A 23011-nucleotide genomic window follows, 5' to 3' on the forward strand; every position below is an offset into this window, starting at 1 on the left:
GCGGCAACTGTAATCGGTCGTTAGCGACTGGCGCAGCCGTCCAGTCGACTACCGGCCGATTTGTTCCGTAACATCTGTTTCGCGAATTTTCGATCGTGCCTCAGAAGTTGACCTTGTCAAAGAGACCGTTTGACAATCACCGGTGGGGCAACAATCTCGTCGGAGACTCGAGAGGCTTCATTACTCTTGCTTGGCGTCGGCCCGCTGTACCAGCTCAGCAAACGGCAGAAGTCGTTGTGCGGCTTCGATCGCAGTGTCGATCGACTGCGTTTGCTTTTCAAGCGGTGCGGTGAAATCGACAGGTGCCGTCTCTGTCACCAAGTTCACCGTCCTATCGTGGTGCTTGAGCCACATCGAACTTGGAAGGTTTACCAATGTGTCCGATGCGATACGCTTCCAGGGACCTTCGTACACAAGAGAGATGGTGGAGTTTGTGAAGCTGTGGACCAGTCTCATGTAGGGAGGAAAATCGACCGCTTTAAAATAGTAGGCCTTATCACCTCCAGGTTGGTGAGTGAGGTCAAATTGTTTGTACTTACTCAAAATGTACGCTCGGTAAGCCTGCTTGAAAGTAGCAAGTGCAGTTTCTTCTTGGCTTTTTGCGACAATCTGTTGATTCAGGAGAGTCACACTGACGACGTATCCGTCGGGTCCGTTCATGGGTGACTCTATCGCGCCGGCTGAGACAGCATGTCCTATACAGCCCTTGTCCATACGGCGCTTGTCGCCGTTAAAGTCCACAAACACGGGTACATCTCTCGTCCCGAGATGCCACGCTATGTTCTCCAATTGCTTTAAGAAGTGTTGTTGGCGCGGACCCTTTGCTGTCGCCGTTGTCTTACCAAGGGAGCTCGCATCAAATACAGACTCGGATGCGACGAACGTCTCCGTTCCCTCGCCGTACGCCTCGTAGTCTAATGGTACCGGTTTCCAATCGGGCATTGCAAAATCCAGTCTTGCCGGGCGATATTTTGCAGAAGTTGTCCCAAATTATAGAGCTCGACTATTTCGTTGCATAGTACCATGGAAAATCGCTGATGAGCCAAGCCGACGACATTCGCCATTTCGTGCGCGTGAACCTTATTGAGCCAGCAAGAGCGCGCGGAGACAGCTCTATCTCGATTAGAGCGGGCGACGTGCACAAGGAGATGGAGCTAAGCAACGCTCTTCCCGCCGTTTGCAGTGCGATCGGCAGCGACAAATTTCTTGCTGAGGCTGCCGTTTTGCTGGCCGCCAGAGAAGGTCCGCAAAACAGTACCACGACGACATTCAAATTTGAATTCGCCAATGGTGAAGCGCTCAGCGTTCCTCTAGCCGAACAAGAACTGCGCCGCCGCTACGGGACACCGGACGTCGATACAAAAAACTTGATATCGTTTGATTTGCCAGATGCGCGAGAAATCGCTCTTCAGCGGGGGAACGCGATAGTGCAACTCTGGCTCGAGGACAATGGACCAGTCCCCGGCGCGGAGCAAAGACCGTATGAGCCCAATGAGGGTCGGCATTCAAATCTACCGAACCGCTTGACGCATCAGCCGACGGCGTCTTTCAGGGAGCAGGGTTTCCCTCGACCTGTACGAAGCGTGCGTGTGACAAGTCGTGCGCAACTAAAGTCAATACTGGATTGGTACGAGCAGCGAAGTTCGGGTGATCGCGCACCGGAAGGAGGCGCGGTGAAACTTGGTGACCGGGAGGTCGGTGTGGCGCGGCAACTTCCAACGAATTTGATTCTTTATGGTCCCCCAGGAACAGGAAAGACATATTCCAGCGCCCGTGAAGCTGTGGCGTTGTGTGATGGGGAGCTACCGAAAATATCCGGCCGAACGGCCCTCATGGAGCGTTTCAATGCTCTTAAAGAGGCGGGTCGAATCGCCTTCGTAACATTTCATCAAAGCTACAGCTATGAAGAATTCGTGGAAGGGCTCAGGCCTGAAACTGCTGGGCAGGATAGCGAAGGCCAAAATTCCGCAGGCTTCAGGTTAAAACCAACCGACGGCATTTTCAAACGCGTGGCCGCGGTTGCCCAGCAAGCAGGTCGGGCAGGGCAAACCGGTATAGATCTGCGCACTCGAGATTTCTTCAAGATGTCGCTCGGCTCGGTCGATGAGGATGAAGATGTCTATCGGTCATCGATTGATGAAAATTACATCGCACTAGGATGGGGAAGGGATTTTGATTGGACCGACCCGATCTACCGAGACTTTGATGCCATTCTGGAAAGGTGGCGCACCAAAGATCCAAATGTAACTAGCCTGAGCTCTCGCGTGCGTCAAAGTCACTACATGAGAGCGGTAGTCAAAGAGGGGGATATAGTCGTCGTCTCGTTTGGGAACAGCCAGTTTAGAGCTATAGGCGAAGTAATTGGGCCCTACGAGTACGTCGCAGGTGCGAGCCAGTTTCGTCACAGACGAAAGGTGAGGTGGCTTCGGGTGTTCGAGCGTCCTCTACCGGTCGAAACAATCCTCCGTGGAAAGTTCACGCAGCCCGCGCTTTATAAGCTTGATCAAGCTAAGCTCAATCTCTCGGCTTTGAGCACCCTCATTGGTGAGGGTAAGCCAGGCGCTTCGGGTGAGGCGGCAGTGCTTCCTTACGTTCTAATCATCGACGAGATAAACCGAGCTAACATTTCGAAGGTATTTGGCGAGCTGATAACGCTGATCGAGCCTGACAAGCGCCTTGGGAGTGTGAACGCGCTGACGGTAACCTTACCGTATTCTGGGGAGGATTTTGGCGTGCCGGCCAATTTGCACCTCATTGGGACGATGAACACCGCCGATCGATCGATTGCGCTGCTCGATACTGCGTTGCGACGCAGGTTTCAGTTCAAAGAGCTAATGCCCGACGCTTCTTTATTGGGCAAAGTTGGATTGATAGATGTTTCCGCGGTGTTGGAGCGAATAAACGAAAGGATAGAGTATCTATTCGATCGAGAGCACCAAATTGGGCACGCATACTTCATGGATTGTGTAACGCGTGACCGGTTGGATGAGGTTATGCGCAACAAGATCATACCTCTGCTCTCTGAGTACTTCTATGAGGACTGGGAAAAGGTGCGGCTTGTGCTCGGAGAAACGGATGACGAAGGGAGGTTCATTGTTCGAACGAAGTTGCTCCCGCCGCCGACATTTGCCGACGAGAGCGCGCTCGAACGGTTTCGTTATGTGGTTCGCGAGAGCTTTGCGGAAGCAGCCTATGAAGGCTTCATGTTGTGATTCATCGAACCATCAAGGAATGGGACTATCTGGAGATTGAGCCTGCCTCAGATGGACCGCGTGCATTTACCCGCTCTGTTGCCGACGGCGTCATGAAGGTCGCCCGTAGCGTAAAGTTCGGAGGTGACGGTGAGGGGCGGGTATTGCTGGAGAGTATGTCGAGGCTCCGCGCACAGCAAGTTGTTGGTGTGTTAGTAGCAAAGGATGCGACCTTAGAAATTCTTCCCAAGATCGAGGGCGTGCGCGAAGATCGAGCGATTCGGCGAAGTCTCGTGAATATGTTGGCTTCAGTCATTGATTTGAATATCGCGGTCGGAAAAGTCGCCAATCTTGGCTGGCAGAACGAGAACTTGCTTGAAATTCTCATCCGCCTTTTTAGTGAAAAGCTATTCGCTACGCTCCGCCAGGGAATGCCCAGGGCGTATATTGGCCGCGAAGACGACGTGTCAGCGCTGCGTGGAAGGCTGGACGTCGTGCGCCAGTTTACAATATTGGCATCAACGCCACAAAGGCTCGCGTGTCGTTTTGATGAATTGAGTTCGAACATTGCTCTAAACCAAATTATGAAGGCGACGCTCGCTCGGCTTTTGCAGGTTTCGCGCAATTCCGAAAACCGGCGCCGCCTAAGGGAGCTAACCTTTGTATATGAGGAGGTGGAATCAGTTCCGATTCGGTCTCTGCGTTGGGATCGGGTGGTACTTGATCGGACAAATGTTGGTTGGACCGAACTTCTTAGGTTTGCAAAGCTGCTACTTCAGGATCGGTACCAGTCTACAACGTCGGGGACTTCTCACGGTTTTTCCCTCCTCTTTGAGATGAATAAGCTTTTTGAGGAGTTTGTCGGGCGCAGCCTCAGGCGTGCGTTGCAGGGAACCGGCCTTACGGTGCATCTCCAGGGCCCCAGGCGATACGCCTTGGTTGATCGGCAGAGTGGGGGGCTGCGCTTTGCGACAAGACCGGACATTGTCATTAGCCAGAACGGCAGGCCTCTGCTCGTGATCGATACCAAGTGGAAGCGACTTAAGGAGGCGACAGATGATCCAAAGCGGGGCGTGAGTCAGTCGGATGTCTATCAAATGATGGCCTACGCTCACGTGTACGACTGCGATCGATTGATGCTGCTTTATCCTCATCACCATGAGCTTGCCGACAGGGAGGGGCTAGTTGCAGTTCATCAGATTGCCAACAAATCGGACAGTCTCATCGGAATAGCGACTGTAGATCTTGTGAAGCCCGAATTCGTCGGGAAGCGTTTGAAGGAAATTCTTCTCGGCGACGAACGCCGCTTCGATTTGACATCGAAGCGCACCCAAATCGAACAGCACATTGTTTCCGTTCAGGGTTGAGGAATCCGATTCTGGAAGGGCTGGGCCGACTATTCCTGGTGTTCATTTGCACATATGGTGAGTGCGGCTCGGTTGCTGTTTCCGAGGCTTTAGTAGAGGAGCAAGAGGGCCTAGATAAAATTTTTGCCCCTTGCCACAGTGTCTTTCCGACTAACAAAATTTGATGTCGCGCCGAAGCCATGCCCTGCGGCATTTGCAAGAACAACCTCCGGAGAAGTAAATGCAAAGGAGTGGTGAGGGGATTGTCTTCAGCGCAAGCGACCTCGTTGGGCATCTGAATTGTCGTTACCTCACACATCTCGACATCAAGGTCGCCCAGGGCGAACTGGCCAAGCCGCAACTCCGCGATGACCCGACCCTCGATGCTCTGGTGGAGCGCGGCAAGGCACATGAGCAGGGTTTCGTGGAGCATCTCGCCAAGGAGGGCGGGACCGTCACAGTTATTGCCGGAGTCGGTGTCGATGACGCCTCGGTTGACCAAACGCGGCAAGCGATGGTGCGGGGCGATGCGGCAGTCGTTCAGGCGGCGCTACGGAATGGGCATTGGAGCGGTCGCGCCGACGTGCTGCGGCGAGTCGAGACACCAAGCGGTTTGGGCGCCTGGTCCTACGAGGTCACCGACACCAAGTTGGCCCGCGAGACGAAGGGCAACACGGTTCTGCAGCTGAGCCTCTACTCAGACCTATTGGCGATCACGCAGCAGAAGGTCCCGGAGGAGGCCCATGTTGTGACGCCCGGGACAGAGTACCAGCCGGAGGCCTACCGCGTGGCCGATTTTGCGGCGTTCTACCGGCGTATCAGGCGAAGCCTGGAAAGCTTTGCGGCTGCGCCCCCGCATGACGGTCTCTATCCCGATCCGATCGAGCACTGCGAGGTCTGCCGATGGCGCGGCCCCTGTGCTTCGAAGCGGCGCGCCGACGATCACTTGTCGCTTGTCGCAGGGATAGCCAAAGCGCAGATTGAGGAGCTAGTCCGGCGAGGTGCGGCTACCACGGCCGCCCTTGCCACGCTACCCATCCCGCTGCAATGGCGGCCTGATCGGGGTACTGCGCCAAGCTACGAGAAGGTGCGTGAGCAAGCGAGGCTCCAGGTCGAGGGGCGCAGAGCGGGCCAGGTGCTTTACGAGGCGCTGCCGCTGGTCGCGGAATTCGGCCTATTCCGGCTGCCTGAGCCTTCGGCCGGGGACATCTTTTTCGATTTCGAGGGCGACCCATTCGTAGACGGCGGCGGGCTCGAGTTCTTGTTCGGCTATCTCTATGCCAATGACGACGGCACAGACGCCTATGTCGGCGACTGGGTGACCACACGGCAGCACGAACGGGCGGCGTTCGAGCGATTCATCGACTTCGTTACGGAGAGGCTGAGCAAGCATCCCGGCTTGCACATCTATCACTTCGCTCCCTATGAGCCGGCGGCGCTGAAGCGGTTGATGGGGCGATACGCCACGCGAGAGGACGAGGTCGACAATCTGCTTCGGGCCGGCGTATTCGTGGACTTGTATGCCATTGTCCGGCAGAGTATTCGCGCCAGCGTCGAAAGCTACTCGATCAAAAAGCTCGAGCCGCTGTACCGGTTTGACCGCGTCGTTCCGCTGATCGATGTGGGCGGCGCCATGGCGCGCGTGCAGGCCAGCCTCGAATTGGCCGATGCTGATGCGATTGATGCGGGCGATCAGGCCGCCATCATCGGATACAATCGGGATGACTGCGCCTCGACCCGCGCTTTAAGGGATTGGCTTGAGGGGGTACGGAGCGGGCTAATCGCCCAGGGGAAGACGATCAATCGCCCGCAGCTCAAGCCTGCCGAAATTAGCGAGGATCTCAGCGACTGGAAGCGCCGAGTCGCCGAACTTGTCGCGCGGTTGACCGGCGACGTTCCGGACGACGTCGCCGAACGAAGCCCAGATCAGCAGGCGCGCTGGCTGCTCGCCCATCTGATCGACTTCTTCGGCCGCGAGAACAAAGCGGTCTGGTGGGAGTATTTTCGTCTCAGCGATTTGTCGGTCGAAGATCTCGTGTATGAGCGCGCAGGGTTGGCGGGACTAACCTTTCTCAGCCACGTTGGTGGAACAGCGAAGACGCCGATTCACCGCTATAGCTTCGCGGTTCAGGAGACGGATGTTCGCGCTGACGATGATCTAAGAAGCGTAGGCGGCGCCAAGCTTGGTAGCGTCGTAGCGATCTCCGATGATACCAGAACGATCGACATCAAGAAGCGCCAGGACACGGCCAGTTTCCATCCCGAGGCCGTGTTCGCGCATAAGTTCATCGACAATCAGGTTCTCGCTGAATCGGTGTTCCGGATTGGTGAATATGTCGCGGACCGCGGAATCATTGGGCCTGGTGCCTATCGTGCCGCTCGCGACTTGCTGCTCAAAGTCGCTCCACGTCTTTCCGGGCAGGTGTTCGAGGAATCCGGCGAGGCGCCGCTAGCGACCGCAATACGTGCTGCGCTCTCGCTTGATCAGAGCGTTTTGCCCGTGCAAGGGCCGCCGGGGGCCGGCAAAACTCATGCCGGTGCGCGTATGATCTGCGCGCTTGCGCGTGACCAGCGGACGGTTGGTGTTACGGCCAATAGCCATAAGGTCATTCGTCACTTACTTGATAAATCCCTGGAAGCGGCCGCCGAGCAAGGTCTGCCCATTCAATGCATCCAAAAGGTCAAGGATGAGCCGACGTCTCGTCCGGGACTGCAGCAAACGACGAAGAACCCGGACTTCATCGACGGGCTCGGCAATGGTTGCCAGGTTGGCGGTGCCACCAGTTGGTTTTGGGCACGGCCGGATGCTGCAGGCAGTGTAGATGTTCTGTTCGTTGACGAAGCGGCGCAAATGTCATTGGCAAACGTGTTGGCCGTTTCGCAGTCGGCTGAGAGCATCGTCCTTCTGGGTGACCCAAGGCAGCTTGAGCAGCCGATACAGGGAAGCCATCCCGATGGTGTTGCAACGTCCGCGCTTGATCATGTCTTGGGTGAACATGCAACGATCGGGGCTGGCCACGGACTTTTCCTTGAGGAGACATGGCGCTTACACCCCGATATCTGCGCCTTCACGTCGGAGCTCTTCTATGAAGGCCGACTTCGTTCGCGCGCGGGACTAGAGCAGCAGGAGATTCGGTCATCGAGCCGTGTGAACGGGGTGGGCCTGCGCTATCTTGCTGTCCAGCATGTCGGCAACCAGAATTCGTCTCCCGAAGAGGCGGACGAGATTAAGAAACTCGTCGATGAAATTCTCGCCGGCAACACAAGCTGGGTCGACGGTTCAGGCAAGGAAACGACAATCCGGCTGGAGGACATACTGATCATCGCTCCCTATAACGCCCAGGTCTTCGAACTTCAGGAACGATTGCCGGGTGCGCGCATCGGTACCGTCGACAAGTTTCAAGGACAGGAGGCGCCGATCGTAATTTATTCGATGACTACCTCGTCTCATGCCGACGCCCCGCGGGGAATGGAGTTTCTCTACAGCGCAAACCGGCTAAACGTGGCGACTTCGCGGGCGAGGTGCATCTGTGTTTTGGTGGCCAGTCCGCGGCTGTTCGAAGTCGAGTGCCGAACACCTCGCCAGATGCAATTGGCCAACGCGTTCTGCCGATACCTCGAGTTGGCGCGCCCGCTTTAGTTGCGAGCTTCCCCTGGGAGCGGTTCAAGTCAGCGGGGCCGGATCGGCCAACGGCCGACTTCTTCCATAACAATGGATCTCAGCTCCCATCATTGGGGAGTCAGCCACTGAAGGTTCTGCGCCATGGGCGATTCCATCGAGAGCGTGCTGACCAGGGCGAGGGAGTAGACAAGCAACTGTGCCTTCAATCCGCCGTCAGAAGGAGCCCGCGTCTAACCTACAGAACCGACGCAATGCGTTCCCTCACAGCGGCCTTCAGATAACGTCCAGACAGCACGGGTCGGCACATTGTCACAATTTATTTTAAGTTGTAGGATGTTCCAAAAGTAATTTTTTGAGACTATATTTCGGAATATCGGTATGGCCAGTCTAGCACCCGAGTTTAAGCACGACGTATTTGTCAGCTATGCACATGGGGATAAGCGCAAGAAGGGCAAGGCGCTGCTCAAGAGATGGTCCCAGGCTTTGGCAAGCGAGCTCGAAGAGGAATTGGCTTTGGATTGGGATGATCCAAAGGTATTTCTAGATACACGTGACATAGACCAGCACGGTGAGTTGGACAAAGAGATTCGTGAAGCGATTTCTGCGTCGGCGACGATGCTTGTGCTTATGTCGTCACCCTATTTGCAATCCGTTGCATGCAAACAGGAACGTGCTCTTTGGTTCGATAAGATTTCGCAAGAGGCTGTCGCGGAGGCACGGGACCGGGTGTTGTTTGCACGCGTGCTACCGATTGCCGACAGCGAGTGGCCAACAGAATTTCGGGACGCGAGCGGAGGGCCGCCGATAAGCAGGTGGTTTTTTGAACAGCCCGGAGGACCAAGAACTCGTCCCTTTGGCTGGCCGGATCCTACTGGAACGTCAGGTAAGTTTCGGGACAACGTGGTCGATCTTGCTGGCGATGTCAGCGTTCAATTGCGGGAGGTGAAGGAATCGATCGAGAGAAAGAAGCGGGAAGCAGCGCATGCAGAGAAAATGCGTGCCGCTTCTGGCCAGGCACTTTATCTTCATGCTCGGCAGCGCGATCCGTCTCAGTGGGGAGCCATGCGTGCTCAATTGGTGTCCGCGGGCTTTCATGTCGCCCCTGGTGCCCCCGAGAATGTAACCGGCGATCCATTAGGTCTCGACGATTTTGATAAGGAGAGCGTAAGGACATTGACCGCGTGTGATGGACTTCTGCTAGTCGGAGACGATCCGAATAGCCTAGCCTCTGACTTGGTGGTTGTCGGACGTCAAAGACGGAACTCCGCCATCGCTAAATCAAAGAAGCATCTTCCATGTGCCGTCATTGATCACTGCCTGACCGGAAACGAGAAGGCAATACTGCAACAATCGGCGAAGAATCTGCAAATCGATTGGATCGATGCGATTGGCTCGAGCTGGATATCAGATGTTCGGGCTTGGCTTAACAATGCGGTTTAGAGGGCTTCATGACGAGTTCGATGGAAGCCAAATTTGACATTTTTACGCCGAAGCTGCCCGCATCACCTTATCCGGGCTTGAGGCCATTCTATAAGGAAGAGTGGCCAATATTCTTTGGCCGCGAGGAAATGACAGAAGATGTCATAGAGCTTCTATTGAGGAAGAAGCTATTGCTCGTCCACGGTACGTCCGGGAACGGAAAGTCATCGCTCATAAGAGCTGGCGTACTTCCGAGGTTAGAGCAAGAGCATGCTAGGTCTGAAGTGCTTTGGCGCACGTGCGCGACAAGCCCAGGCAAAGATCCAGTCGGGAATCTAGCTCGCGGGCTTGCCGCTATCTCGTCGATCGATGCAATCGATTTCCGTCGGTCACTCAATCGCGGAAAGGTCAGCGCTAACGAAATTGCCAAGAAGCTCCACCTCAGTCGGCGGAACCGTCTTTGCGTTTTGATAGACCAATTCGAAGAAATCTTTCACGACGGCGCAAGAAATGAGAGAGCGAGCCTTCTGATTGAATTTCTGATTGGGTTTAAGGAAGATCCGCCGGAAGGCCTATTTGTACTACTCACAATGAGGTCTGATTTCCTCGGGTTTTGCTCGCAATACGTTGGCCTCGCTGATGCGATCAATGATGGTCAATATCTATTGCCACCCATGAAGACAGAGAATCTGCTTCGAGCAATCCGAGAGCCAGCAGCTTTGTTCGATGGCAGAGTTGCAAGTCGGTTAGCGGAACGGTTAGTTGTCGATGCCAAAGCTAGTCAGGATGAGCTTCCGCTTATTCAGCATGGATTGTCACGACTATGGGCCGCCGCAAGCACCCGCGTATCGGGCGCAGGTCCGCTTCTAGATCTGGATGACTATAAGGCCGCCGGTTCGCTCGCCAGCATGATTTCCGCGCACGCAGATGAAATTGCAGACAGCGTAACGCATAACGATCCCGACGCGGCAAGAGCAGTACAAGAGTTGTTTCGTGCGCTCAGCGCTATCAACTCCGAAGGGTATCCAATACGCCGATCACAGCGGTTTGGACAGTTGATCGCTATTACGGGGACGACTGAGGAGCGCCTAAGTCAGATATTGGACGCGTTTAGGCAGGCAGGTGTATCTTTCGTAACCCCGCCTCTGCCGGCGAAGCTACAGCCTGATACGATTGTCAACATTAGCCATGAAGCGCTAATTCGTAATTGGGGAAGGATTTCGGATCGCTCGACGGGGTGGCTCCAAAGGGAATTCCGAGATGGTCTCATTTGGCAGGCTCTTCGCGTGCAGGCCGAGAGTTTTTTGACCAACCCGGAAAATCTCTTGTCGGAGGCCACCACCGAGGCCCGTGGAACATGGCTTCAAGAGAGAAATGAAGCCTGGGCTTATCGGTACGGCGGCATGTGGCCCGACGTTCAAAGCCTAATCGACGCTAGCCGAGCTGAAACTCAGAAGAAAAAGCAGGAGATCATCGAGCGGAGAGAGCAGGCGGAAAAGTTGCGAGCAGAGGTTGAGCGGAACGCGCGGGTGCGTTACTATTTGATCGTGGCCGCTTTTGTCTCGGTCATAATGATTGCGCTTGCTTCATTCTCGGTGTTGGCCTGGCGCGAAGCCGAAGGGGAGAGGTCGAGAGCAGAATTCGAGCGCTCGGTCGCAGATCGAGAGCGTCGTAATGCAATTGACGCCTCAAAGAGAACTGAAGAACAGATGCTGAAGACAAAGGCTGCGCTGCAGCAGGCAACTGATGTCGCAAACAGAGCGTCAAAATTTCAGAATGAGTCTGCACGTACGTTCATCGCCTCGCATGGAGATCCTCAGGTCACCCTCGCGAACACTCTGAAGCTTCTAGAGAATGAGACGGATCCGCTTAAGGTCGCATTCTTCGGGCAGATTGTGAGTCAGCTCTCGGGATTTGCAAAGAGTGCGGACATCCAATCTGCCACGGAGGCGCTCATTAGGAGCTTTGAACAGACGCAAGATAGTTCTTCCGCGGATGCAATCGGCCAGGCGATTCGGGGGGTCGCTTTCAATCTCTCTGATGATCAAGCGCAACGGGAAGCGCGCGAATTGCTGAAGTCCATTTCGGGTGATATCGCGCCGAGGCGAGCCAAGGCATTAGCTCTCATATTCAGTGCGTTTGCGCCCAAAGTGAGCCAGGACACCGCGAATGAGATGAAGACATTCCTGGTTGGGATACTGTCAAGCACGAAGGATCCTGACCTAATGAGTAGTGTGGCGGCGGCACTCTTTACTCTTAAGTGGACGCCATCAACTGCTGAGTCTGAACTACTTGTCCGTACCGTGCTTAGAAGTCTCGGTTCTACGACTGATCCGGTTCAAATTGAGAATATTGTCACTATTCTTGCCGCTATTGCGCCAACTCTCACTCCTCCCTCCGCCCAACTAGCTCTGGAGTCGATCAAGTTGTTGGCGCCTCAAGCGCCAGATGTATTTCGGCCAGCTGTACTGGCGCTATCCGCTCGAACTGAGCAAGGGAGTTCGATCGTGACTCCTAGTTCTGGAGCTCCAACCTCCGCTCCCAGTCCGGGTCCTGCAACAGCTGTGCCCAGCCCTGGGACAGCGACCGTTCCCAATCCTGGGCCAACGTCTCTTCTTCAAAGGATAGCCACTGGGCGCTGGTGTGGATCGTCAAGATCTTACTCTTTGCAGTTGAGTGGAAACACTGCAATTTGGAGAGATAATCTCGGGTCAGTAGATGTGGAATCCGTTAGCTCAAGCAGCTCCAACGATGCACAAACCACAACCCAAAAGTCATTTCATCCCGACGGTAAGAGTGAGGAGATTGGAACGACTTGGTCGTATCGGTCAGGGGGCGCTGATAGGATCAACGTGAAGTCTAGTGGTGGCAAATCATTCTCTCTAACTCGGTGCTGACATTCATGTCGTCCACAAGACGCGAATGCATCGTGGGTTTGCTAGCGGGCGGCCTGTCTCTAAGTATGTCAGTGATCTCGAATGCCGGTTCAATTGAAGGGAAACGCAATGCTGGACAGAAGCCAGCCTGGCTGACCTTGCCCCCTACGCCGGCATTGCCGGCAACAACCCGCAAGGGGCTCGCTGCAATCAATGGCGTGAAGGTCTTCTACGCGCAATTTGGAAATGGTCCATCGCTCCTTCTCCTTCACGGTGGCTTGGCGAGCTCGAACTATTGGAAGCATCAAATTGAATTTCTGTCGCGGGACTATACGGTAACCGTGATGGATACCCGGGGGCACGGACGAAGTCCCCTCTCGTCTGCAGAGATGAAGTATCGGCTGTTTGCCGAAGACGCGGTAGCCCTACTGGACCATCTGAGTATTTCGAAAACCACAATTATAGGGTGGAGTGATGGCGCGATTACAGGTCTTCAGGTTGCGCTAACGCGACCAAATCGATTATCCGGTCTGTTTGCCTTCGGAGCCAACTCAAATTTGGATGGGTTAAAACCCGGCGGAGCAAAGACGGGAGTGTTTCCATCCTTCGGTGCACGTTGTCGCAAAGAATACGTTGAACTATCGCCGGCCCCGGAAAGGTGGCCCGAACTGCAGCGCTCGCTTGGCATTATGTGGCGGAGTGAACCAAACTTTAGCAAAAATCAGCTCCGCGAGATCGGTCTTCCGGTTGCGATCGTTGATGGCCAATACGATGAAATAATCAAGCCTGAGAATGTACGGCAGATGGCTTCAAGCATCAGGAACGCGCAGCTAGTCATTTTGCCGAATGTCAGCCATTTCGCGATGTTGCAAGACGTTGGTGCCTTCAACCACGCAGTTCGACAATTCCTTTCTAAGTCCAACCCCGACTGAATTCTATTTCATCTACGGCTCTGGTTTCGAACGTTTTCTCGCGAACAATTAATCCACGATCACTAAAATCGGAGCGATAATGAGCGAACAGTCCACTTGGCGAGATCACCTGACTCGCTATGCGCTGTTCGACGAACGCTTCCTGGGCCATTGGGGCGATCAGCCCTGGCCCTCGCATGATGACCCTAGTTACGCAGACGACATAATTTCGGCATCTGAACTGCATCTGCAGTTCGCATCGCGAATAGCCACGCAGCGTTTGACTTATAGCGATGGCGTGGAAGCAGCTGCACTTAAGAGCGTTTACGAGCTATTTGGCGAGGCGCGCGACATCTTTTATCGGCATCCGAGGTGCCGTCTAACAGATGCAGTTTGCTGGTATGTCATCAACACACATATCAGGCCGTTCACGACCAAATGGCATCGTCAAAGCGAACGTGGATCGCTTCTCGCGTTGGATGCAACCGACGTATTCAGAGACGAGCTATCGTCGCTTCAGAGGCGATTGGTTCGTTTCGACGCGCTACTGGTCGAGATTCGTGATGGTTACCCTTCGCCTCTCTCGAACGGAGAGGGCGTTGAAGGCGAACGCGAGAAGCGTATTGCCGAGGAGATGACGAAAGCACTGCCGTGTGGGATCGATCCAACGTTAGGCGGACTACCTGATCGATCAGCCGAGTATGTGAATAGGAAGGAAAAGGACGCAATCGAACGTCGGCGCCGCTATTATCAAGAACGTCTCGACTCGCAGCGGCGCGCGCCGCTGATGAGCGGTGTTATTCAAAATGAAGCCGCAATAGCGAGTCGGAGTCGAGAGGCGACCGCAGTCGGGCCGGAGTGGGTAGATCGTGAACACGCAACCGGATTAGCCATTTCGGGTGGGGGCATTCGGTCGGCGACGTTTGCGCTTGGCGTTCTCGTCGCCCTCGCGCGGCGCAATCTCCTGTTTCAATTTGACTATCTATCGACAGTTTCCGGCGGCGGATACCTTGGGTCATTCCTTTCGACGTTTCTTAATGGACGAGAACCGGAGGTCAAAGAGTCAGCGCACGTGGAGCAGCTTCGAATTGGCTTGCTGCGGGACGATCTTCCGTTTCGTCGTCGAGATGGAGAGGCAGCAGCGCTGCGTTACATTCGACATCACAGCAAGTATCTCGTCACTGGACGATTGTGGGAGCGGCTGCAAATGGCGTTCACCCAAATCTACGGGATGGCCTTAAACGGTTTCGGCTTCGCGTATCTGGCGCTAATCGCGGCAATCGCGGAATTCACTCTTCGTCAAGCTGTACCGATTGATAGCGTATGGCTGACCGAGGTGTCTGCATGCGCGGCGGTTGCCGGCACTGCATTCTTGTTGTCAATGGTTGCCCACCGATCGCCCAAGGTGCAAAGTCGAGCCGACACCGTAATGACTGCCGCCAGTCTTGGGTTGGTCGGACTGTTGCTTTGGAGGGCCCTTAATTATTTCCATTCGCCTGACGGAACGAGCGGGATAGTCATCGCTAGTGCTGCGGCGATACCCCTGATTTCCTCGGGGCTGCTCGTCCTGATTGGAGATCTACCAAAGCCTTTGCGGATTGTCCTTGTAGTGGCGTCGGCGTTTGCCGCTCCGGTCGTGTTCTTTGGAATCGAGGCGAACGTCTATGCCATTATTTCCATCCACAATTTTACCGCCCTTACAGCTACTTTGGGGATCATTGGTACCACGATCGTCGCACCGGCAATCTTCTGGTTCTTTTTTGACATTAACTTCACCTCGCTACACCGATATTATCGGCGCAAACTCAGCGAAGCGTATCTCGTGCAGCTCGACCCATCCAACAGCAATGAAGCGCTGCTCAACAGTGTTTCGATGCGGCTGTCCAAATGCGCCGAATTGGGGCGCGCGCCCTATCACTTGATAAATTGTGCGCTCAACGTTCCGGCCTCGAACAATCCTGCGATGCAGGGGAGGCTAACTGATTTTTTTCTGTTCAGCCCTCACTGTTCTGGAAGCCCGCTGCTGGGCTATGCACCGACAAGTGCATGGGAGGACTCGAATCCCAATCTTGACGTCGGGACCGCAATGGCAATTTCTGGGGCGGCAGCTGCGCCCCAGATGGGAACGGGCACGATGAGGAATATGAGCTTCTGGCTCGCCTTGTTTAATGTGCGGCTCGGATACTGGATCCGAAATCCGAAGGCAATACGTCGCCGTCCGGAAACACCGCCTGGTCTTTCCTATCTTCTGCAAGAAATGTTCGGTTGGGCGAACGAAAAGCGAGCTTACCTAAACCTTTCAGATGGCGGCCATATTGAAAACCTGGGAGTCTACGAATTGCTGCGCAGGCGCTGCAAGTTCATTGTAGCAATCGACGGCGAGCAGGACTCCCAGATGACCTTCCAAGGTCTGACGACGCTGCAGCGTCTCGCGTACATCGACCTTGGCGTCACGATCGAGGCCGGTCTTGACGCGTTGCGGCTTGGAGATAAAGGATTTAGCAACTCACATTTTGCGTTCTGCCGGATCCACTACCCATCAGGTTCACGTGACGGACCCGAAAGCTACGGCTATTTGATCTATTTGAAATTGTCGCTCACGGGCAATGAGGGTGAATTTATCCGGCGCTACAGGCTCGATGAACCGGCGTTTCCGCATCACTCAACAGCGGATCAATTCTTTACAGAAGCGCAATTCGAAGCCTATCGGAGCCTCGGAGAGCACGTTGGTGACAAAATGTTTCTCCCCGCCATCGTCGGGCCTGCGATAGCGAGATCTAATGATGTCGAATTGGAGAAATGGTTCGTCGAGATTGGCAAGAGCATGCTCGAACCCCTATCTGAACCGGACGTGCCCGCCTGATAATGCGCGCTCTTAAGGCGAACCTGGTCCAGGTACTTTTGATAAGGCCGCCGAAAGTTGATCGTCGACCCCCTGTTTCGATTTGAAGTCCACCGCGCCAACTGCAAGTTGTTCAAATGAGCTATAATCAAGTTGGGGCACTGCCCCTAATTAAGCACAAAGTGTTCGTCAGCTACCATCATGGAGGAGATCAGGCATATTACGATGCCTTCTCAAAGGCGTTTCATGCCACGTACGAGTCGATCTATGATAATTCGCTTGAGCGCCGCATCGATAGCGACAACGTCGATTATGTCAGGCGTCGCATCCGGGAGGACTACATAAAAGGAAGTTCGTGTACGATCGTACTAGTTGGTGCGCAGACATGGGGACGAAAGTACGTTGACTGGGAGATTGACGCCACGTTGGAGATGAGCCACGGACTAGTTGGAATCCGTCTGCCGTCAGCGCCAATGCGCGATGGCAAGGTTGTCGTTCCGGATCGTCTGCACGACAATATCACGTCAGGATTTGCGCTTTGGGAGACTTGGGCGCACGTCACCGCGGGCGCCGCCCAACTCGATTCATGCATCGCTGCCGCAAAGTTGAGGTCGCCGCGACTGATAGATAACTCACGTGGCCGACGATTGCGAAATGCGTGACGCATCTTGGTACCCAGCAGCGGGCTGGTGCCACTAGCATAAGAGTTGTTGTCCGACACAGCACGCCGCTCAGCGCCATCAGGTACCCACCCCGCCGCTCGGCTCTTGGGCAAAACTGAATTTTGGCGCGTGCGAGGATCGCTTGGCTCGATCCTACGGTAAGTGGCTCCGTCGCTGGCTGAGGTCTTCCATAAGAATGCATACGCGAATAACGCCAAATCGACCTTCATTTGACGGATCAGCTTAGGCGGGGCTCGCTTCCGATTCAGTGATGCGCTGGAATTCGAACAACAGCTCTTGGAAGTGCTTGGCGAGATAGCCGACCACCTTGCCGTTGCGCAGCAGCTTTGAGAGGTAGCCGACCGCCAGCACCAGATCGAGATGATCGGTGCCATAGGTCTGTTCGGCCACCTTGAACTCCCGTGCCAGCGAGGCCGATTCCCGCTCCATCAACGCCAGCTGCTCATCGGACAAGCCTTTTGGCGCGCGCGGGGCGTAGCCGGCAGCCAACTGATTGCGCGGTGTCGCGGCTACGAGGGAGCGCACATAGCTGTTGGAAAAAGTGTTCATCGCGATCATCAATTCGGCCGCCTCGATCTGCCGAATCGGGGCAAGCTTGCGCAGTTCGGAGAACGAGTTGAGGGTCAAATGCTTCTCTTTGAGCAACTCGACCGCCTCGGCGCAGATGCCGTCGAGCAGCTTGCGGCGCCGGCGAATGCTGGCGACATCGACATTGAGCGCCTTGGCGATCCGCGACTCGGAGACGCCGTTTTCGACCGCCTTCAAGATCATTCGATGCTCCTGAATGATCGCAATTCGATTGACGCGCTTGTTGTAGGTGAAGGCTTCGTCTTCGGTCGACAGAAGGCATTCGATCTCGAGCAGACCACGATCTCGCAGCACCTCGAGTCGCAAATGGCCGTCGAGCAGAAGGAACTTGCCGGCTCCATCGCGGCTCCGTGCCACTACGGGCGGCTCGACCAGCCCGATCTCGGCAATTGAGGCGGCGATCTGCCGATACTTTGCCGAGCGCTTGACCTCCTCGGACACCAGTTTTAAAGGCTGGATATCGGCGAGCTTGATCGATGCCGTCTGCGCCTCAAAGCCCATCCGAACTGCAATGTGAGGCCGACGTGCCATGCGCTAGCCATGCCCGTGCAGCCGCAGCGCCAGGTTCTTGGGCAATGTGTCGAGCTTTTCATCCTCCAGGATCGATAAAAACTCGGGCTCAATCAAGAGCTTGCGCAGTGCTTCCAGGATGAAGACCAAGCGTGCCTTGGTGCTGTTGGATTTGCGGATCAAGATCCGCTTGCGGTCAACGTCCTGCCGATAGGCACGCAACAGGGCGTTTGAGCTCACCGGCGCGCCGTCGGCCCGACGGGGCCCGGTCTTATAACCCTTGCCCCGACGGCGCCGCTGCTCGATCAGCTTCTTGGCCGCCAGCAAACGCTGGCCTCGCAGCAGCCGTTCTTCATAGGCCTGCTGCAGGACGGCCTGGATATCGCTGTCCTGGGCCTGCGAGATCATCACCGCGATACTGACGGGCATCTGCCCGGCCTCTACCGCACGCAAAAGCCGATGCTCGCCGCCTTCCAACAGGCTGCTGACGCCTTTGACATATTCCAGGCTGAGCCCGGTCTTGCGCGCGATATCCTCAAAATCGTAGCCGCGCTGACGTAGTCCATCGATGTCATGCAGCAGGTCGATTGCCCGGTGCTGGCGCCGTGCGCAGTTCTCGACCAGGCTCATAATCGCACTGTCTTCATTGGTGGCATCGATCACCACGGCAGGAATCTCGCGCTGCCCGAGCGCTTGGTAGGCCTCCAATCGTCCCTGACCACAGACAAGGTCGTAGTGCGGCTCTCCATCCCCTGGTTTCCGCTTCACGGTGATAGGACGCTTCAACCCAAGTTCGGCAACGCTGGTGACTATTTCCTTGAAGATCCGTCGGTTGCGGGCCCTGGGATTGACGACGTCGATGGCTCCTATCGGAATGATCTCAATGCCTTGAGCCGATCCCATAGCTGACCTCCATCAATTGCGAGCGAGCTGCCAGTTCAAACAACATATCGAGGGTGTCAAAACGATAAGCGTCGAGCGCCATCCCATTGTACTCAGCGAGGGCCACCTGCTCTGCTTCCATCTCGAAGCGCGGTAACAAATAGTAGTCGAGCACGGCGCTATTCATCTGGTTCATTCGGATCGCTACGGTGATGTCCGGCCGCAAGCCAGCATCAAAGCGCACCTTCCAACGATAAGAGCCCGCCATCGTTTCATGGGAGCGAACTAAACAGAGCGAAGCGGTGAACTCGTCGTTGACCGTGAGAAGGTCCGTTTCGCTGTCCTGTCGAACCGACCCCCCGATCTCCTCGATTCCGCGCACCGTTGATGCAACGACGTCTGGATACATCCGCCGCAACGCGCGATTGATCTCGATATAGCGGTAGTCCCGGTCTGGGTTAAAGCCGATCAGTTCATAGGCGCGGACTAGGCTGCCGAAACGCGTGCGATAAGCGCTGCTGGATGGTCCGACCTCAAGTTCATCTATGATCATTCCAGAAAGATAGCCATGCTGCTCCAAGAGGCCGCGGAGCACGTCCAGCAGCTCTTCATCAGAATAACGCTTGCAGCGATCGGAAATGATTGTCTGAGCGGATCTAAACGTGTCCTCGTCGACAATGGACTCAAATGCCTGATCGTGGCGTATCCAGTGCTCAGGAGGATTGTAGATTCGTCGGCCCTTAAGCTTGCATGAGCATCTGTTCCAAACATTGTTGCCAATATACTTCTCGTTGATGAGAATTTGGTGCACAGTAGCCCTCGTCCATATACGGCCGAGATCCGTGGTGATACCTCTCGCATTGAGGCTGTCCGCGATTTCTCGTTCGCATTTTGCTTGAGCGACGAAGGCGTCGTAAATGAACCGGATGGTTTCGATCTCTTCTTCTGGACCGGGAATCAAGACGATCCGATCGGTTTGGATGCTCTTGTGTTCGCCGCGAGCCAGCTCAGCCTTGGCCAGACCATTCTGATCAATCAATTGTCGCCGTAATCCGTATCCTGCCGGCCCGCCCTGCCGATAACCGAGTTCGATCAGGCGCCGCTGCCCAGCAAACACTTTGACCGAAAGTTCGCGACTGTACTCGCCGGCCATCGCGCGTTTGACGCCTTTGACGATGGTCGAGACCGGGCTGCCATCATTCTCGAATTGCTCGGCGCAATACCGGACTGAAATGCCGGCGCGCTTGCAGATATATTCGTAATAAGCGCCTTCATCGGCGTTCTGGAAACGGCCCCATCGACTGACGTCGTAGACGAGGATCGTCGAGAACTCGGCTGCGCCGGTTTGCACATCCTCGATAAGCTGTTTGAGCCCCTGCCGATCATCGAGATTGAGACCGCTCTTGCCGCTATCCTCGTATCTCTTTTGAATCTGAAAGCCATGACGCGCAGCATACTCGCGAATGGCCTGTGACTGGTTCGCTGTTGAATATTGCTGGTGATCCGTCGACATCCGCACGTATTCGGCCGCGGCGATGGATACCCGGCTTCCATGTTCGGAAGTTGCATTCAAGACATCTGGCAACATTGTCGCCCCACTAAGGTCAAGAAGAGATGATGGGTTGCTCTGAAACTATAACTTAGCTCGGGGGGAAACATGTTTCCGAAAACGGGCAAGAAGTTTCCAGAAGACGGAACGGCGTCTTCCACCTACGCCAGCTTGATCGCCGAGATCCTCAGATCCGAGCTGGGCAGCAGCCACCAAGCTCATAAGACCTTGATGCGGTGGACGGGGGCGAATGAAAGGACCGCTAAGAATTGGCTCTCGGGCACCAACGGCCCGAGCGGCGAACACCTATTACAGCTCATGCGCAATTCGGATCAGGTCTTCGAATTCGTCTTGAAGCTATCGCATCGTCCCGCATTGTTATGCAGCCGAAGGCTTGAGGAGGTGAGGAACAGCTTGCAAGTCACAGCTGATCTGCTCTCGGAAGTTATCGAAATCCAGGACAGACACGCCCAGTAAACTCAGCTCCGAAGGAGTCTAGGCGCTACCTCGCAGAATATGACTTCCGCTATAACACCAGCATCGCGCTTGGCTGGAATAACGAAATGCGCGCTGAGAAAGCGATGAAGGGCATCCGTGGCAAGCGCCTGATGTATTGCAGACCTGACCAAGTCCACTCAATTAAGCAGTTGGCCCGGAAATTCTTACGATGGCGGCGGACGTTGTGCCGCACCATCCGTTCAACTTGACATAGTTAGCAACGCTGCTGAGTATTCCGTCGCCCCGAGAAAGCTGGAAACCGGCGAATCGGCGTATCGGGTAATATTCTAAAAGTGATTAATTTTCAATGAGTTATTCGGATTGGTATCGGTTTATGATACGTTCTCTCTTGCGGAACGTATCAGCTGATGATACGTTGTTGGACACTGGGCATGGCAATCAAAAGTTTCGCTGACAAAGTAACCAGTGCAGTTTTTGACGGTGAATGTCCGAAGGGATTCCCTGCCGATTTGCAAGCCGTTACTCGACGCAAATTGCGAATGATCGACGCGGCCCATGAACTTAACGATCTGAAGGTGCCACCAAATAACAAGTTGCACCCACTTTTGGACGATAGGGCCGGGCAACACGCGATTTGGGTCAATGACAAATACCGGATCTGCTTTCGATGGCAGGACGGCGACGCTTACGACGTAGAGTTTACCGACTACCACTAGTAGCGATTAAGATAGGAGGTAGAAATGGCCAAATTAGCACCCCTTCACCCCGGCGAGGTTCTTCGCGAGGAGTTCTTGGTGCCCATGGGCCTTTCCGCCTACGCCCTGGCCGATCGATGCCACGTTCCCCGTACTCGCATAGAGCGCATTGTGAACGAAGAGAACAGCATCTCTGCGGACACCGCGCTTCGCTTGGCGAAGGCTTTAGGCACTACTCCCGAATTTTGGCTAAACCTTCAGGCTCGGTATGCAGTGGAAGTTACGCGACCAAAGATCAGCCGAGAGCTAGCAACGATAGAGGCGCCCAAAGTCGCAGCCTGACATCAACCCCGCTTCGGCGGGGTTTTCTTTGCTCTCTTCTTTGAAGAAGCCTCAGGCTTATGAGGTTGCGGCCTCGACTCGGGACGGACTGTCCTGATTTTTCGGACTGTCACCCGGCAAAATACGATCGGCCCTTGGTGGATAAACGCGATTTACCCACGGGAATCATCGGGTCGGCGTGGACTCTCGCACCGGAGGGCTCCACCATAGAGCCTTGCGATTCGGCCCACGGCTGATTCGCAAACGTGGTGGCGAGCCGATCTTCCGCCAAGTTGACCCGGCTCTCCCCACTGGCGATCCCGCTCCTAGAGCGGGACCCGGCCGCCCCTTCCACAAGGGTGGCCGTACACCTGCCGGCCCCTTCCATAAGGGCCACCCAGTCTTCCCCCTCCCGTTCGAAAGCGAGGGGTTCGAAGCAAAGGCCGTCCGGTCCACCCCGGGCGGTCTTTGTGCTTTCAACGGCCGAATCACAATGGTTGCGGCCATCAGAAGCAAACACAGCGTATGCACACGCGTCTACGTCAGCAAGACGTAATAACTCACCAACCCGACAAATCCACTAACGCAAACGGAACAACGCAAACCAACATTAACTCAGCAACCCGCAACCGGCCTGTCACGGCCCGCCCCAATACCGCGCACGAAGCCGGTACGAATTCCCCCAGACATGGCAGACCGACCCGCGAGCTGGCGCATGCCGAACCCGAAGCAGACGGAAAAGGTGCGTTGCCGGCCGACGGCCCGCGGCCACCCTCCTGCAACTGACGGTCGTCTCCGCCACGCTCGCGATCTGGCCTTTGAGATTGCGCGGCAACATCACCCAGCGGGATTATCGCCAGAGACGGCTGCCCTCGCGATAGCGGAGGTACTTGAAGGTGTTGGCGACACTTGTCCCGAGTGCTCGCCCTGAGCACGGCGCGACGAACCGAAGGTCAAAATTCGCTAAATACGAAATATTGCTTGCGTCGTCGGGCAAAACAGTGGTTCATAGGGCGCTGGCCCTCGCCAACTCAAAGGAACCAGCGCCATGCCGGATGAAGTCGAAGCATCTACTGAGTTTGCTAAAATCGCAAAGCTCAATGGGGACTTCCGAAAA

15 protein-coding genes and 1 pseudogene are annotated in these 23011 nt (G+C 55.3%); 12 read left to right on the plus strand and 4 right to left on the minus strand.

All coding sequences use genetic code 11. The annotated features are described in order from the left end of the window. Positions 1-180: 180 nt before the first annotated feature. Positions 181-942 (minus strand): hypothetical protein, encoded by a 762-nt coding sequence (locus A5906_RS39755; protein WP_080140506.1) that lies wholly within the window; start codon positions 940-942, stop codon positions 181-183. 95 nt (positions 943-1037) lie between these two features. Between A5906_RS39755 and A5906_RS39760 the strand changes: the two genes are divergently transcribed. From A5906_RS39760 to A5906_RS39790, 8 genes are all read left to right on the plus strand, one after another. After that, a complete protein-coding gene (locus A5906_RS39760) occupies positions 1038-3212 on the plus strand; it encodes an AAA family ATPase (protein ID WP_080140507.1) in 2175 nt (724 codons plus the stop codon). Continuing rightward, a complete protein-coding gene (locus A5906_RS39765) occupies positions 3209-4558 on the plus strand; it encodes an McrC family protein (RefSeq protein WP_080140508.1) in 1350 nt (449 codons plus the stop codon). Before A5906_RS39760 ends, A5906_RS39765 begins: the two co-directional genes overlap by 4 nt. Positions 4559-4778: 220 nt before the next feature. Then, entirely contained in the window at positions 4779-8177 is a 3399-nt protein-coding gene (locus tag A5906_RS39770) for a TM0106 family RecB-like putative nuclease (protein ID WP_080140509.1), read from the plus strand. Positions 8178-8537: 360 nt separating this feature from the next. Then, positions 8538-9599, plus strand: a complete 1062-nt coding sequence (locus A5906_RS39775) for a toll/interleukin-1 receptor domain-containing protein (protein WP_080140510.1) — start codon at positions 8538-8540, stop codon at positions 9597-9599. 8 nt (positions 9600-9607) lie between these two features. Beyond that, the gene (locus tag A5906_RS42295) at positions 9608-12475 is read left to right on the plus strand and encodes an nSTAND1 domain-containing NTPase (RefSeq protein WP_136615831.1); all 2868 of its coding nucleotides are present in this window, start codon (positions 9608-9610) and stop codon (positions 12473-12475) included. Between the two features lie 32 nt (positions 12476-12507). Beyond that, positions 12508-13386, plus strand: a complete 879-nt coding sequence (locus A5906_RS39780; protein ID WP_161495489.1) for an alpha/beta fold hydrolase — start codon at positions 12508-12510, stop codon at positions 13384-13386. A 79-nt stretch (positions 13387-13465) separates the two neighbouring features. Further along, positions 13466-16228 (plus strand): patatin-like phospholipase family protein, encoded by a 2763-nt coding sequence (locus tag A5906_RS39785; RefSeq protein ID WP_161495490.1) that lies wholly within the window; start codon positions 13466-13468, stop codon positions 16226-16228. Between the two features lie 116 nt (positions 16229-16344). Next, on the plus strand, positions 16345-16869 hold the full coding sequence (locus tag A5906_RS39790; RefSeq protein ID WP_080140513.1) for a TIR domain-containing protein: 525 nt from the start codon (positions 16345-16347) through the stop codon (positions 16867-16869). A gap of 243 nt (positions 16870-17112) precedes the next feature. Here A5906_RS39790 and A5906_RS39795 read toward each other — a convergent pair whose 3' ends face one another. Genes A5906_RS39795 through A5906_RS39805 form a run of 3 tightly spaced genes read right to left on the minus strand, consistent with a single transcriptional unit; the run spans position 17113 to position 20458 of the window. Then, the gene (locus tag A5906_RS39795; protein WP_245327145.1) at positions 17113-17979 is read right to left on the minus strand and encodes a plasmid partitioning protein RepB C-terminal domain-containing protein; all 867 of its coding nucleotides are present in this window, start codon (positions 17977-17979) and stop codon (positions 17113-17115) included. 33 nt (positions 17980-18012) lie between these two features. Continuing rightward, positions 18013-18891, minus strand: a complete 879-nt coding sequence (locus A5906_RS39800) for a plasmid partitioning protein RepB C-terminal domain-containing protein (protein WP_080140515.1) — start codon at positions 18889-18891, stop codon at positions 18013-18015. Then, complete coding sequence (locus A5906_RS39805; protein WP_080140516.1) at positions 18869-20458, minus strand: recombinase family protein; 1590 nt, start codon at positions 20456-20458, stop codon at positions 18869-18871. Before A5906_RS39805 ends, A5906_RS39800 begins: the two co-directional genes overlap by 23 nt. A gap of 69 nt (positions 20459-20527) precedes the next feature. Here A5906_RS39805 and A5906_RS39810 point away from each other — a divergent pair, with 69 nt between their 5' ends. The 4 genes and pseudogenes from A5906_RS39810 to A5906_RS39820 all read left to right on the plus strand — a co-directional run bounded on the left by A5906_RS39810 (position 20528) and on the right by A5906_RS39820 (position 21915). Further along, positions 20528-20896, plus strand: coding sequence for a hypothetical protein (locus A5906_RS39810; RefSeq protein WP_080140517.1), 369 nt, complete (start codon positions 20528-20530; stop codon positions 20894-20896). Between the two features lie 11 nt (positions 20897-20907). Next, positions 20908-21045, plus strand: a pseudogene (locus A5906_RS45860) (IS1595 family transposase); the annotation flags it as partial. Positions 21046-21309: 264 nt separating this feature from the next. Beyond that, entirely contained in the window at positions 21310-21594 is a 285-nt protein-coding gene (locus A5906_RS39815; protein WP_080140518.1) for a type II toxin-antitoxin system RelE/ParE family toxin, read from the plus strand. A gap of 24 nt (positions 21595-21618) precedes the next feature. After that, positions 21619-21915 carry a HigA family addiction module antitoxin gene (locus tag A5906_RS39820; protein ID WP_080140519.1) on the plus strand — a complete coding sequence of 99 codons (297 nt, stop codon included), beginning with the start codon at positions 21619-21621 and terminating at the stop codon, positions 21913-21915. Positions 21916-23011 lie beyond the last annotated feature (1096 nt).

This window comes from Bradyrhizobium sacchari, from assembly GCF_002068095.1.
GTDB lineage: Bacteria > Pseudomonadota > Alphaproteobacteria > Rhizobiales > Xanthobacteraceae > Bradyrhizobium > Bradyrhizobium sacchari.

Excerpts from the sequence above, each read along its gene's own strand:
- A5906_RS39810 (WP_080140517.1), top strand. The coding sequence starts at position 20,528 with ATGTTTCCGAAAACGGGCAAGAAGTTTCCAGAAGACGGAACGGCGTCT.
- A5906_RS42295 (WP_136615831.1), top strand. The coding sequence starts at position 9,608 with ATGACGAGTTCGATGGAAGCCAAATTTGACATTTTTACGCCGAAGCTG.
- A5906_RS39820 (WP_080140519.1), top strand. The coding sequence starts at position 21,619 with ATGGCCAAATTAGCACCCCTTCACCCCGGCGAGGTTCTTCGCGAGGAG.
- A5906_RS39760 (WP_080140507.1), top strand. The coding sequence starts at position 1,038 with ATGAGCCAAGCCGACGACATTCGCCATTTCGTGCGCGTGAACCTTATT.
- A5906_RS39795 (WP_245327145.1), bottom strand. The coding sequence starts at position 17,979 with ATGGGCTTTGAGGCGCAGACGGCATCGATCAAGCTCGCCGATATCCAG.
- A5906_RS39770 (WP_080140509.1), top strand. The coding sequence starts at position 4,779 with ATGCAAAGGAGTGGTGAGGGGATTGTCTTCAGCGCAAGCGACCTCGTT.
- A5906_RS39775 (WP_080140510.1), top strand. The coding sequence starts at position 8,538 with ATGGCCAGTCTAGCACCCGAGTTTAAGCACGACGTATTTGTCAGCTAT.
- A5906_RS39790 (WP_080140513.1), top strand. The coding sequence starts at position 16,345 with ATGAGCTATAATCAAGTTGGGGCACTGCCCCTAATTAAGCACAAAGTG.
- A5906_RS39800 (WP_080140515.1), bottom strand. The coding sequence starts at position 18,891 with ATGGGATCGGCTCAAGGCATTGAGATCATTCCGATAGGAGCCATCGAC.
- A5906_RS39805 (WP_080140516.1), bottom strand. The coding sequence starts at position 20,458 with ATGTTGCCAGATGTCTTGAATGCAACTTCCGAACATGGAAGCCGGGTA.
- A5906_RS39755 (WP_080140506.1), bottom strand. The coding sequence starts at position 942 with ATGCCCGATTGGAAACCGGTACCATTAGACTACGAGGCGTACGGCGAG.
- A5906_RS39785 (WP_161495490.1), top strand. The coding sequence starts at position 13,466 with ATGAGCGAACAGTCCACTTGGCGAGATCACCTGACTCGCTATGCGCTG.
- A5906_RS39815 (WP_080140518.1), top strand. The coding sequence starts at position 21,310 with ATGGCAATCAAAAGTTTCGCTGACAAAGTAACCAGTGCAGTTTTTGAC.